Consider the following 13,090-nt stretch of genomic DNA (forward strand, 5'->3'; position numbering starts at 1 on the left):
GCCGATGGGTCAGATGAAGGCGTAGTGTTCCTCGGCGAGCGGGGCGGCCGGCTCGATCGGCCGCCAGCCACGGGCGCCGAGATGCTCCTGCGGCTGGAAGCGGGCCTTGTAGCCCATCTTGCGCGACCCCTCGACCCAGTAGCCGAGATAGACGTAAGGGAGGCCGAGCTTCCGTGCCCGGCGCATGTGGTCGAGGATCATGAAGGTGCCGAGCGAGCGGGCATCATGATCAGGGTCGTAAAAGGAATAGACCATCGACAGACCGTCCGAGAGCCGGTCGGTGAGCGCGGCGGCGATGAGGGGGCCCTGGCCGCGGCCGGTAATCGCGCTGTCCGGGCCATGGAAGCGATATTCGACCAGCATCGTCTCGACTTGCGTGTCCTCGACCATCATCGCGTAGTCGAGCGCGGTCATGTCCGCCATTCCGCCTTCCGAATGTCGGCTGTCGAGATAGGCGCGGAACACCGAATATTGTTCTGAACTGGGTGCCGCCGGCACCGGCGCGCCGATCAGGTCGCGATTGCGCGCCAAGACCCGGCGCAGGCTCCGCGTCATGATCAGCCGGTCGACGGGGACGCGCACCGAGATGCAGGCTTTGCAGGTCTCGCAGGCCGGCCGATAGGCGATGTTCTGGCTGCGTCGGAAACCGCCCTGGGTCAGCACGTCGTTGAGCGTCGAGGCCCTCGGCCCGACGAGATGGGTGAAGACCTTCCGTTCCATGCGGCCGGGAAGATAAGGGCAGGGCGACGGCGCCGTCAGGAAGAACTGGGGCGTGTCGGTCGAATGGTGGGTCATCGAGATCCGTAACGGCCGCGCGTCCGAACGCGACCGATGATAGCGCCGCCTTTGCCCGGCTCCAAGAGAAAGGCGCGGCGGGAAGGCGGTCCGAGAAGGCCGAGGCCCCGATCGCGCGGCCGGAGCGGGCCGCCGCGCGACGGGGTGTGAAGCGTGACGGTTGCGGTCCGCGGTCAGCGCCGGGTCTGCTCGAGCGGCGTCGCATTCATCACGACGGTGCCGAGCAGGAGGTCGTGCAGCAGACGCTTGCGGTTCGACAGGAGCCCGACGATCAGGACGAGCGGCGTCAGGATCGAGACCGAAAACCAGAAGAGGAGCGCGTGCACCGCGGCGATCAGCGGGCCGATCCGCTCGCCCATCGCACCGCGGATGGTGAGGCCGACGACGCGCATGCCCGGCGTCGAGGCGCGCGGTCCGCCGAGCGTGAAGGCGACGTAAAGGAGGGCGACGATCGGGAAGAGCGGCAGGGCGGGAAAGAGGAGCCAGGCGAGACCCAGCGTCGGAATGCCCATGATCAGGATGAAGCCGACCACCGCGACGAGAAGCGCGAGGATCAGGAAGGCGTCGATGAAGAAGGCGAGCACCCGCTTCGTCAGCACGCCGTCGAACAGGGCGGGCTCGCGATAGGGGTCGTAGAGGATCCCGTCGCCGGGATAGGTGGCGTTGCTCATGCTCATTGGCGGCTCCCCGCTGCTCCCGAACGAGAGGGCGACAGGGGAGAGATGGTGCTGTCGCGCCCCGGTCGCAAGCGACAGCGATGTCGATCGCCCGACGTGACCCGCCGGAGCCGCACCTCAATGGCCGAGTTCGAGCATGCCGAGGCGCTCGACCGTGTAGCCGCGCGCCTCGACGGCGGCGATGATGCGGTCCGTGTGATCCGGCCCGTGCGTCTCGACCGTCACGTCGACGCTGGCCCCCTTCGCCGGTACGCTCAGCAATGTCCGGTGGTGCATCACCTCGATGATGTTGCCCCCCGCCGTGCCGATCGTCACCGCGATGTCGCCGAGCACGCCCGGCCGGTCGGGAATGGCGATCCGGATCGCCGCGATCTTGCCGGCGCGGGCGAGCTCCCGCACCATGATCGAGGCGGCGAGCCGCGGGTCGATATTGCCGCCGCAGAGCACCAGTCCGACCCGGCGGCCGCGGAAGCGCTCAGGCTCCGCGAGCACCGCGGCGAGGCCGGCGGCGCCCGCGCCTTCCGCCATCGTCTTCTGCAGCGTCAGATAGGCGTTGACGGCCTGCTCGATCGCCGTTTCCGACACGGTGACGACCGCATCGACGAAGCGGCGGGCGATCGAAAGGGTGAGCCGGCCGACATTCTTGACCGCGATGCCCTCGGCGAGCGACTGGCCGCCGCAGGCCGCCTCGGCGCCGGCGAGCGCCGCCTTGAGCGAGGGATAGAGCTCCGTCTCGACGCCGATCACCTCGGTCGATGGCGACAGAGCGTCGAAGGCGATCGCCATGCCGCCGATCAGCCCGCCGCCTCCGACCGGCACGATGACGGCGTCGAGGGCAGGGCCGGCGGCGATCATTTCGAGGCCGATCGTGCCCTGGCCGCGCACGACGTCGAAATCGTCATAGGGATGGACGAAGACGAGGCCCTCGCGATCGGCGATCTCGAAGGCGAGCGCCTGGGCTTCCGACAGGGTCTCGCCCTCGAGCACGACGCGGGCGCCGAAGCCCGCCGTCGCCTCGACCTTCACGAAGGGGGTCGGCCGCGGCATGACGATCGTCGCCGGGATGCCGAGCCGCTGCGCGTGATAGGCGACGGCCTGGGCGTGATTGCCGGCCGACATGGCGATCACGCCGCGGGGGCGCTCGCCGGCGTCGAGCGACAGCAGCTTCACGAGCGCACCGCGCTCCTTGAAGGAGGAGGTCGCCTGCAGGTTCTCGTATTTCACCCAGATCTCCGCACCGGTCAGCCGCGACAGGCGCGGCGCGGGGAGAAAGGGGGTGGCGAGCACCTTGCCGGCGATCGCTTCAGCCGCAGCCTCGATGTCGGCGAGGCCCGGCAGGCGGGGCTCGTCGGACGGGATCTCAGGAGAGACGGACGACACGGCCTTCCTCGAGCGCGGGCGCCCGGCCGGCGAGCCCGGCGGGCTTCAGGACGAGCAGGAGGGTGATGATAGCGAGCACGGCCATGTCGCGGTAGGCACCATCGAAGAGGGCGGCCCAGCCGATCTCGAGCGCGGCGAGCACGACGCCGCCGAGCGCCGCGCCGAGCGGCGTGCCGCCCCCGACGAGGCAGGCGATCAGCGCCTTCAGGCCGATCAGCAGGCCCATCGAAGAGCTCGTGCCGCCATAGTTGAGCGCCATCGATGCGCCGCCGACTGCGGCGAGCGCCGAGGCGAGCATGAAGGTCTGGCCCGTCACAACGAGCGGGTCGGTGCCGCACAGCCGCGCCATCAGCGGATCGTCGGCGACCGCGCGCCAGGCGCGGCCGAAAGCCGAGCGCCGCCACAGCAGAAGGAAGACCGGCAGCCCGATCACCGCGACGGCGACGATCAGGAGGCGCAGCGGCGTCACCTGCACCGCGAAGACGCCGCCGGTCAGCGCGATCGGCCGTTCGAGAATGGGCTGCAGCCAGACCTCGCCCGCCCCCTGCGCAAGGCGGAAGAACTCGGAGAGGGCGAGCGACAGGCCGACCGTGGCGACGATGAAGGGGCGCGTCGGGGCATTCGCGAGCGGCAGAAACACCGTCTGGCCGATCGCATGGCCCCAGAGCGTCGCGAGCGAGGCGGCGACGACGACGGCGAGCGCGACCGCGGCGAGGCCCGATACGCCGAGCCCGCTCGCTGTCACGATGCCGAACACCGCGCCGAAGCCGCCGATCATGGCGATCTCGCCGAACGCCATGTTGATCCGGCCGGTGAGCCCGTAGATGAGGGAATAGGCGAGCGCGAGCGGCCCATAGAGCGCGGCGAGCGCGAGCGCGTTGAACGCCTGTTGAAGGACATAGCCGCTTCCGGGGCCGGTCTCGAGCGGCAGGAGGGGCGGTGCCCGCCAGTCTGTCTCCGCGATCGCCCGGTCGACGGCGCCGGGCGCCTCGATCAGGAACCGGCGCAGGAAAAGGAGCGAGGGCGGCGACAGGTCGCCGTCGGCGGTCCTGACCGCCACGAGGTCCTTGCGCCCCGCGTCGAGCGGTCCACCCTCGAAGCCGCACAGCACGGCCGTCGGTGCACGGCCGTTGCCGGCGGAATAGGTGACGGCGACGACGTTACGGCCGCTGCCTGCCGTCACCGAGACGATCGAAACCCGCGTGTCTTCGGGCGCCACCGCCGTCGCCACCGCGACGCAGATGCGGGCCTGCTGGAAGTCGACAGCCGAGCAGCCGGCAAGCCCGAGAAGGAGGAGGAGCGCGGCGGTGAGAAGGCCGGCCCGTGCTCCCATCGCGGCCGATCAGCGGCCCGAGAGGAGGGCGGCGACCGCCGGGGCGAAATAGGTGAGTACGCCATCGGCGCCGGCGCGCTTGAAGGCGACGAGGCTTTCGAGCATCGCCCGCTCGCCGTCGATCCAGCCGCGTTCGGCCGCGCCGCGGATCATCGCGTATTCGCCCGACACCTGATAGGCGAAGGTCGGCACGGCGAAGCGGTCCTTCACGCGCCGCACGATGTCGAGATAGGGCATGCCCGGCTTGACCATCACCATGTCGGCGCCCTCGGCGAGGTCGAGTTCGACCTCGCGCAGCGCCTCGTCGGAATTGGCCGGGTCCATCTGATAGGTGCGCTTGTCGCCGACGAGCGTCTTCGACGTGCCGATCGCGTCGCGGAATGGGCCATAGAAGGCGGAGGCGTATTTCGCCGCATAGGCCATGATCTGGACGTCCCCAAAGCCGCTGCGGTCGAGCGCCGCACGGATCGCGCCGATGCGGCCGTCCATCATGTCGGACGGCGCGATGACGTCGGCGCCGGCCTCGGCCTGGACGAGCGCCTGGCCGACCAGCTGCGCGACCGTCTCGTCGTTCAGGATCCGCTCTCCCTCCATCAGCCCGTCATGGCCGTGGCTGGTATAGGGATCGAGCGCGACGTCGCAGACGATACCGATCTGCGGCACGGCCGCCTTGATCGCCCGCGCGGCGCGGCAGACGAGATTGTCCGGATTGAGCGATTCCGAGCCTTCCGGATCGCGCAGCGCCGGATCGGTGTAGGGGAACAGCGCCACGGCGGGGATGCCGTAGGCGGCGGCCTTCTCGACCTCACGCACCGCCTCGTCGACCGAGAAGCGGAAGACGTCGGGCATGGATGCGACCGGCACGCGCTGGCGTTCGCCCTCGATCAGGAAGATCGGCCAGATCAGATCGTCGATCGACAGCCTGTTCTCGGCGACCAGTCGGCGCGACCAGTCGGCCCGGCGGTTGCGGCGCATGCGGCGGCCGCCGAGGATCGCCTCCATGTCGATCGCCTCCATGTCGATCGCCGCCCGGTCGAAGGGGCCGCGCTTCTTCGGCGTCTCGAGCATCGTCTCGCTTCCGTTTTCGTGTCGCCCGGACACTAGCAAAGCGCCGCCCGGGCACAAGGCGCCATCCCGTCCCGGCCTCAGGCGGCGTGTCCGCGATGCACGAGCACCTTGTCGATCCGTCGGCCGTCGAGATCGACCACCTCGAAGACCCAGCCCTCGTGCGCGAAATGCTCGCCCGGCACCGGAATGTGGCCGAGCTTCGACAGCACGAAGCCGGCGAGCGTCGTGAAATCCTCGTCCTCGTTGAGGTTCTTGAGGCTCAGCGTGCGTTCGACGACGTCGATATGCGCGCTGCCCTCGATCAGCCAGGAGCCGTCGGCGCGCTGCACCGCCTCGGGGGTCTCGTCGCCCTCGCGCTCCGGCATGTCGCCGGCGATCGCCGAGAGGATGTCGAGCGGCGTGACGATGCCCTGGAAGGAGCCGTATTCGTCGAGCACGATCGCCATGTGCACCGACGAGCCGCGAAAGCGCTCGAGCAGCTTAAGGACCGGCATGCGCTCGTCGACATAGAGCGGCTCGCGCAGCGCCGATTGGAGATCGACCTTTCCGGTGCGATGGAGCTGGTCGAGCAGGTCCTTCGCGTGCACGATGCCGAGCACGGCGTCGATCTCGCCCCGGCTCACCGGGTAGCGGGAATGGCCGGCGTCGATGATCGTCCGGTGGATCTCCTCCGGCACGTCGTCGACATCGAGCCAGACCACGTCGGGTCGGGCGACCATAATGGTGCGCACCGACCGGTCGGCGACCCGCAGCACGCCCTCGATCATCTCGCGCTCGGCCTGCAGGAAGATGCCCGCCTCGGTGCCCTCGGCGATCAGCGTCTTCACTTCTTCCTCGGTCACCCGGCTCTCGGAATCCTCGCGATGGCCGAGCAGGCGCAGCACCGTCTCGGTGGATTTCCGCAGGAACCAGACGATCGGCAGGCCGACCCGGGCGATCAACGTCATCGGCCGCGAGACGAAGCAGGCGAGCCGCTCCGGATTGGACAGCGCGAGGCGTTTCGGCACCAGTTCGCCGCCGATCAGCGAGGTGTAGGCGAGGCCGACGACGACGATCGCCGAGGCGAGCGTGTCGGCGCTGCTGCCGAGGCTCGGCGCGATCGACAGGAGGAATTCCTCGAGGGGATCGGAGAGCGCGGCCTCGCCATAGGCGCCGGAGAGGATGGCGACCAGCGTGATGCCGACCTGCACGGAGGAGAGGAAGCTCGTCGGGTCCTCGGTGAGGCGGAGCGCCGCGGCTGCGCCGCTCTTGCCGTCGGCCGCGAGGGCCTGCAGGCGCGCTGGACGTGACGAGACGACGGCGAGTTCGGAAAGGGCGAAAAAGGCGTTGAGCGCGATCAGTGCGGCAACGACGAGGAGATCCCACCAGGGCATCGACGGTCCTTGTGCGGCCTTGACGGCCAGGGTGCCGCCCCTTCACGAAGCAGGCGGCGCGCGAGTTTAGCGGCGCCTTTCGCGCTGCGGAAGCCCATCGACCGCTTCCCGCCACGATCGGCGCGCAATACGATCGCGCGGGATTCGACGGAGTGGCAGTTGGACGCGACGGACTTCATCCACTTCGAGCGACGCGGTCTTGCCGGGATCGTGACGCTCGATCGCCCGGCGGCGCTCAACGCGCTGTCGCACGCGATAGTTCGCGCGCTCGCTCGCCGGCTGACGGAATGGGCCGCCGATCCGCAGGTGGAGACGGTCGTCGTGCGCGGCCGCGGCCGGGCGTTCTGCGCCGGCGGCGACATCCGCGCCGTCTATGAGGCCGGCCGGCAGGGGCCGCCGGCGATCGATTTCTTCCGCGACGAATACCGGTTGAACGCCGCGGTGAAGCACTTTCCGAAGCCTTACGTGGCGCTCGTTCATGGCTATGTGATGGGCGGCGGCGCCGGCATCTCGATCCACGGGCGCTATCGCGTCTTCGCCGCGGACGCGGTTTTCTCGATGCCCGAGACGGGGATCGGCTTCTTCCCCGATATCGGCGGCAGTCATTTCCTGTCGCGCATGCCGGCCTCGACCGGCGTCTATTGTGCGCTCGCGGCGGCCCGGCTCGGCCGCGGCGACTGCCTGCACACCGGCATCGCCACCCATGCCGCCCCGGCGGACCGGTTCGATGCGATCGTCGATGCGCTCGCCGGCGAGGCGGATGTCGAGGCCGTGCTGGCGCATTTCACCGAGCCGGCCCCGCCGCCCGAGACGCTCGGCGCGGTCGATCCGGTCGTCGCGGAGGTCTTCGGCACGGGCGGTGTCGAGACGATCCTCGCCCGGCTCGACCAGGTGGACGCTCCCCACGCGGCCTTTGCGGCCCGGGCGGCCGCGGCGATCCGGACCAAGTCTCCGACCAGTCTGCGGATCGCGCTCCGCCAGGTGCGCGCCGCGGCGGCGCTCGATTTCGACGATTGCATCCGGCTCGATTTCCGCATCGTCAACGAAATCCTGAGCGGTCACGACTTCTATGAAGGCGTCCGCGCCGCGCTGGTCGATCGGGACGGCGTGCCGCACTGGCGCCCTGCGACACTCCCGGCGGTCGACGAACGCGCGGTCGAACGCCATTTCCTGCCGCCGCGCGGAGGGGATCTCGTCTTCGCATGATCGATTCCGAGGTCAACCGCCTGCCGAGCGAGCCGGACAATCCTTATGAGGAGGCGCGCGGTACCTATCTGCGCCTGCTCGCCCTGGTGCTCATCGTCTTCGGGCTCCGTCACTGGGTCTATATCGTCGGCGTCTACCCGGATTCCGGCTGGAACCTCGAGACCATGTCGGCCGACTGGCGCTTCGCCACGGTGGTTCTCGGGGTCGGTACGCTGATCGCGGCGGTCGGTCTTTGGATGCGGGTGGTCTGGGGCCTGGTCGTCTGGGCCGGCGTCGCGCTCTTCGAACTCGCGATCCATACCGCGTTCGCCGAGTATTACGGCTTCAGCCTCTTCACCGTCGGTTTCCACGTCGTCACCGTCGCCGCCTACGCCTTCCTCGCCGTGATGGCGCACCGGCGGGCCACGCAGGCCATGATTTCGTAACCATACGATTCGAATCGAACCCTTCGATCCGAGGTAAGCCCGCGTTAAGCGTGATGCTTAAGCTGATTTTCAAATCGATCTCCTAATCTCGTTCATACCAAGCGGGAACAACGCCGCACCTGTGAACGAGGTCGAACGATGATCAGCGCGAAAAGAGTTTCTGAACCGTACGTTAAGATGCAAGAATCGCGTGAGCTGAAGCCGCTGTACATCGAGGCGCTGACGCTGGTCGAGCGGCTGCATCGCCGTTTGCTCGACGTGATCAAGGATGAGTTCGACCGGCAGGGTCGTTCCGACGTCAACAGCGTGCAGGCGCTGCTGTTGTTCAACATCGGTGATTCGGACCTCACGGCCGGCGAGTTGCGCAGCCGCGGCTATTATCTCGGCTCGAACGTCTCCTACAATCTCAAGAAGCTGGTGGAGATGGGCTACATCCATCACCAGCGCTCGCGCATGGACCGCCGTTCGGTCCGCGTCAGCCTGACGGAGAAGGGCCGCGAGATCGCGACGGTGGTGCACGCCCTTTACGACCGGCATCTGAAGTCGATCGAGCAGGTCGGCGGCATCGCCGCGGACGATTTCGACACGCTCAACCGCTCGCTGCACCGCCTCGAGCGGTTCTGGACCGACCAGATCCTCTACCGGCTGTAAGCGTCTGCTGCCGCGACCTCTACACCCGGCTCGAAGCGTTTCCTTGACGCAACCGAAAGCCTGGTTAAGGAAGTGGACCGGGGAACGGCGGGGGGCGGTATGCCTGCGGGTCTGCTCGAACGTTGGCTTCTGCGAAGCGATGGCCGGCCGAGAAAGCCGCTGCGCAAGCTGCTCTTTCATTCGAATGGCAAGCCGCGCGGCATGTTCCGCCGCTTCGTGCTCGACGATGCCGGCCATCCGCGCCTCTACCTGCGACGCTGGATGACGAGCAGGGCCTATCGCGACCTGCCGCGCGCCGTGCCGGTGGTCGTATCGCGTGGGCCGGCGAACAGGCCGCTGAGCCCCCGCGAGCAGTATTTCCTCGGCCGGCTGGCGGCGGAGCGGCGGCGAGCGGCTCCCGATGCGGCTCGTTCTTGATCTGCAGGGCGCGCAGGGCGCCAATCGAGACCGCGGCATCGGGCGTTATCTGAGGGACCTCGTCCGCTCGCTCTGGGAGGGCAGGGGCGGTCATGAACTGATCGTGGTTCTGTCCGAGCGGCTCGAAGAGGCGGATGACGGGACCTACCGCTTTCTGCGGGGGTTCATGCCACAGAGCGCGATCCGCACCTTCGACATCGTGGGGCCGATCGCCGCCGTCGATCCGCGCAACGCGGCGCGGCGCGAAGCGGCCGCCCGGACGCTCGAAGCCTTCATCGCCGCGCTCGCCCCCGATGTCGTGCTCACCGGCAGCGCGTTCGAGGGGTGGATCGACGATGTCGCGACGGCGAGTTTCCCGGCCACCCGCCGCTTCCGTCACGCGGTGGTGCTCTATGATCTCATCCCGCTCGTCTTGCCGGAGCGCTATCTCGCCGGCGAGGCGGTCGCCGCCTGGTATCGGGATCGCCTGCGCCAGGTCGCTGGAGCCGATCGGCTGCTCGGCATATCCGAAGCGACGCGGATGGACGCCCGAACCCGGCTCGGCCTCGCGGAGGACCGCGTCGTGGCGATCGGAACCGCCGCCGATGCGCGCTTCCGTGTCGTGCCGGCGACAGCCGCGAGCGATGCGCGCCTCGCCGCGCTGGGCTTGAAGCCCGGCTTCGTGTTCGGCGTCGGCGGCGACGATCCCCGCAAGAATCTCGACGCCCTCGTGCGGGCCTATGCCCGGCTCCCGCAGACGCTGCGCCGGCGCCATCCGCTCGCCATCGTCTGTGCCCTCGGCGAGGGCAGCCGTCGGCACCTCGGGCAGGTCGCCGCAAAGGCTGGGCTCAACGCGGGAGAGCTCGTGTTGACGGGCTATGTCTCGGACGCGGATCTTCTCGCCGCTTACAATGCTGCGGCGGCTGTCGTCTTTCCCAGCTTGGCGGAGGGGTTCGGCCTGCCGGCGCTCGAGGGCATGGCGTGCGGCCGGCCGGTTCTGGCTTCAGCCGCGACGAGCCTGCCCGAGGTCGTCGGCCGGACCGACGCCCTGTTCGACCCGAACGACGAGGCGGCGATCGCGGCGGCACTCGAGCGCGTGCTCACCGATCGTGCCTTCGCCGATGCTCTCGCGGCGCACGGCCTCGCGCGGTCGGCGCTCTTCGATTGGGCGAAGGTCGCCCGCCGGACGTGGGCCGCGCTCGAGGGCCTTGCCGCCGAGCCGCTCCCGGCCGCTCCGCCTCGGCTTTCCGAGCGTCCAACGCTCGCCTATCTCTCGCCTCTGCCGCCGGCCCAGTCGGGCATCGCGCGATGGAGCGCCGAGTTTCTGCCGGCCCTCGCCGAGCACTACCGGATCGAACTGATCGTCGACCGGCCCGTGACGCTGCCTGCATCGCTCCAGCACCTGCCGCTGCACGATCGGGCCTGGTTCGAGGCGGAGGCCGGACGGTTCGACCGGGTGCTCTATCAATTCGGCAACTCCGATCATCACAGCTGGATGTTCCCTCTCCTGGCCGAGATTCCGGGGGCGGTGGTGCTGCACGATTTCTTTCTCTCGGATCTCCTCATCCACGAGTCCCGGTTGTTTTGGCGCGAGACCGCCGTCGCCAGCCACGGGATCGGGGCGCTGGTGCGGGCTCCGGAGGTTCCGGAGGACCCGGACGGCGTCTCCCGGCTTCCAGGCAACCTTGCGGTCCTGCAGCAGGCCCGGGGCATCATCGTGCACAACGAGGCTGCTCGCCGTGACGCGGCTCTGGCCTATGGGGAGCGGGCTGCGGCGGCCCTCGCGCATGTCCCTCTCGCCCGGGTCCTGCCGCCGCTGACCGATGACGATCGCCGACGCGCCGCAAAGGCGGCGCTCGGCATCCGAGCCGATGAAATCGTCGTCGCCGCCTTCGGCATCGTCAATCCGTTGAAGCTCGGCCCGCGTCTCGTCCGGGCTTTCGTGCGATCGGCCGTGGGGGCGAGCGGCCGTGGACGGCTCGTTTTCGTCGGCGGTGTCGGCAAGGCTGAGGCCGAGCAACTGGCGCGGGACGCGGCCCGCCTGGGCATCTCGGTCGGACTGACCGGATGGATCGACGAGGACGCTTATCGGCGCCATCTCGAAGCGGCCGACATCGCGGTGCAGCTCCGCACGCGCTCTCGCGGCGAAAGCTCGGCCGCCCTTCTGGACTGTCTCGGCAGCGGTATCGCGACGATCGTCAACGGCCATGGCGCGATGGCCGATCTCGACCCGCGGGTCGCGGTGAAGCTGCCGGACGCCTTCGACGAGGCCGCGCTCGCCGCTGCGCTCGATGCGCTCGCCGCCGATCCCGAGCGGCGGCGCGCGCTGGGCGCCGCCGGCCGTGCGCTCGTCGGCGCCGTGCACGCGCCAGAGGCTTGTGCCGCCGCCTACCGGGCGGTGATCGAGGCGGCCTATGCCGCACCGGCCGCCGCGGTGTTCGACCTGCCGGCGGCGCTCGCGCCGCTCGCCGCCACGCCCGGGGCGACCGCCGACCTCGCATGTGCGCTGGCGCGCACCTTTCCGCCCGAACCGCGCCGGCGTCAGTTGCTCCTCGATGTGTCCCAGATCGTCGCGAGCGACGCCGGCACGGGCATCCAGCGTGTCATCCGCGGGCTGGTCGGGGGCCTCTTCGCCACCGTGTCCGCCTGTGATGTGACACCGGTCTGGATGGACCAGTCCGGCCATTTCCTGCGCGCGAGCCGGTTCGCCGAGGCCGTTGCCGGGATAAGGCTCGGCCTCGCCGAGACGCCCGTCGACATTCATCCGGGCGATGTGATCGTCGTGCTCGACATCGTGCCGCACCGTCCGGAGGCGTGCTGGGCGGCCCTCCATGCCGCGCGGCGGCGCGGCGCCTGCGTGCTTCACGCGATCTACGACCTGCTGCCCGTCCAGCTGCCGCATTTCTTTCCCGGCGCCGAGGCTTGGTTTCCCGGCTGGGTGGAGCGGACGGCCTCCTTCGACGGCGTGGTGTGCATATCCCGGGCGACGGCGGACGCCGTCGCCGCATGGCGGGCGGCACGGCCCGACTTCGCGGACGTTGCCTTCGCGATCGAGTGGTTCCACCTCGGCAGCGATCTCGATCGGGCGCCGCCGGGCGCCGCGGCGGCGCCCCAGATCGATCCGGTCCTTGCGCGCATGGAGGCGGTGCCGAGCGTGCTCATGGTCGGCACCATCGAGCCGCGGAAGGGGCATCGGCAGGCACTCGCCGCCTTCGAACGGCTCTGGGCGGCGGGGCGTCCGGGCGACCTCGTCATCGCCGGCCGGCGCGGCTGGGCGATGGAGGACTTTCTCGCCCGGCTCGACAGCCATCCCGAGCGCGGGCGCCGGCTGCACTGGATCGAGGCTCCGGGCGACGACGATCTCCATGCCCTCTACGCGGCGGCGGCGGGTCTCCTCCAGGCGAGCGAAGGGGAGGGGTTCGGTCTGCCGATCGTCGAGGCGGCCCGCTCCGGGCGTCCGCTTCTCCTGCGCGACCTGCCGGTCTTTCGCGAAGTCGCGGGGGAGGCGGCCACCTATTTCTCAGGCACCGAGCCCGAATCGCTGGCTCTCGCGCTCGACCGCTGGCTCGGCGCGATCGCGGCGGGAAGCGCACCGTCCTCTGCCGGGGTCGCGTCGCTCGACTGGACGGAGAGCGCCGCGATGTTCCTGCGTGCGGTCGAGGCCGCCGCCGGGAAGGCCGGCACATGGGCGGACGGTCCACCGCGGTAACCCTTCGGCAACCCTACGGTACGACAGTGGCGATGCAGGCGGGACACGGTCGTCCGCCGGCACGCGGCGGCCGCAAT

General features: G+C 69.6%; 11 protein-coding genes. 5 read left to right on the top strand and 6 right to left on the bottom strand.

The features are described 5' to 3' along the window. Window positions 1-9 precede the first annotated feature (9 nt). The 6 genes from GGQ63_RS18915 to GGQ63_RS18940 form a co-directional block, all read right to left on the bottom strand. On the bottom strand, window positions 10-795 hold the full coding sequence (locus tag GGQ63_RS18915) for an arginyltransferase (protein WP_183858180.1): 786 nt from the start codon (window positions 793-795) through the stop codon (window positions 10-12). A gap of 173 nt (window positions 796-968) precedes the next feature. Then, complete coding sequence (locus GGQ63_RS18920) at window positions 969-1,472, bottom strand: RDD family protein (RefSeq protein ID WP_183858181.1); 504 nt, start codon at window positions 1,470-1,472, stop codon at window positions 969-971. Window positions 1,473-1,589: 117 nt separating this feature from the next. Then, the gene (locus tag GGQ63_RS18925) at window positions 1,590-2,852 is read right to left on the bottom strand and encodes a threonine ammonia-lyase (RefSeq protein ID WP_343061210.1); all 1,263 of its coding nucleotides are present in this window, start codon (window positions 2,850-2,852) and stop codon (window positions 1,590-1,592) included. Next, the gene (locus GGQ63_RS18930) at window positions 2,833-4,185 is read right to left on the bottom strand and encodes a branched-chain amino acid ABC transporter permease (RefSeq protein WP_183858182.1); all 1,353 of its coding nucleotides are present in this window, start codon (window positions 4,183-4,185) and stop codon (window positions 2,833-2,835) included. The genes GGQ63_RS18925 and GGQ63_RS18930 overlap by 20 nt, the downstream gene beginning before the upstream one ends. 9 nt (window positions 4,186-4,194) lie before the next feature. Continuing rightward, on the bottom strand, window positions 4,195-5,202 hold the full coding sequence (hemB, locus tag GGQ63_RS18935) for a porphobilinogen synthase (RefSeq protein WP_183858310.1): 1,008 nt from the start codon (window positions 5,200-5,202) through the stop codon (window positions 4,195-4,197). Between the two features lie 128 nt (window positions 5,203-5,330). Beyond that, a complete protein-coding gene (locus GGQ63_RS18940; RefSeq protein ID WP_183858183.1) occupies window positions 5,331-6,626 on the bottom strand; it encodes a hemolysin family protein in 1,296 nt (431 codons plus the stop codon). Window positions 6,627-6,785: 159 nt separating this feature from the next. Between GGQ63_RS18940 and GGQ63_RS18945 the strand changes: the two genes are divergently transcribed. The 5 genes from GGQ63_RS18945 (at window position 6,786) to GGQ63_RS18965 (ending at window position 13,013) form a co-directional block, all read left to right on the top strand. Then, window positions 6,786-7,832, top strand: a complete 1,047-nt coding sequence (locus GGQ63_RS18945) for an enoyl-CoA hydratase/isomerase family protein (RefSeq protein WP_183858184.1) — start codon at window positions 6,786-6,788, stop codon at window positions 7,830-7,832. Then, the gene (locus tag GGQ63_RS18950; protein ID WP_183858185.1) at window positions 7,829-8,257 is read left to right on the top strand and encodes a DUF6163 family protein; all 429 of its coding nucleotides are present in this window, start codon (window positions 7,829-7,831) and stop codon (window positions 8,255-8,257) included. Before GGQ63_RS18945 ends, GGQ63_RS18950 begins: the two co-directional genes overlap by 4 nt. A gap of 138 nt (window positions 8,258-8,395) precedes the next feature. After that, window positions 8,396-8,908 (top strand): transcriptional regulator LdtR, encoded by a 513-nt coding sequence (ldtR, locus tag GGQ63_RS18955; RefSeq protein WP_183858186.1) that lies wholly within the window; start codon window positions 8,396-8,398, stop codon window positions 8,906-8,908. A gap of 99 nt (window positions 8,909-9,007) precedes the next feature. Continuing rightward, window positions 9,008-9,325: a hypothetical protein gene (locus tag GGQ63_RS18960; protein WP_183858187.1), complete on the top strand. Its 318-nt coding sequence runs from the start codon at window positions 9,008-9,010 to the stop codon at window positions 9,323-9,325. Further along, entirely contained in the window at window positions 9,309-13,013 is a 3,705-nt protein-coding gene (locus GGQ63_RS18965; protein ID WP_183858188.1) for a glycosyltransferase, read from the top strand. The genes GGQ63_RS18960 and GGQ63_RS18965 overlap by 17 nt, the downstream gene beginning before the upstream one ends. Window positions 13,014-13,090: the final 77 nt, after the last annotated feature.

Origin of the sequence: Prosthecomicrobium pneumaticum (assembly GCF_014199915.1) — a bacterium.
Taxonomy (GTDB): domain Bacteria; phylum Pseudomonadota; class Alphaproteobacteria; order Rhizobiales; family Kaistiaceae; genus Prosthecomicrobium; species Prosthecomicrobium pneumaticum.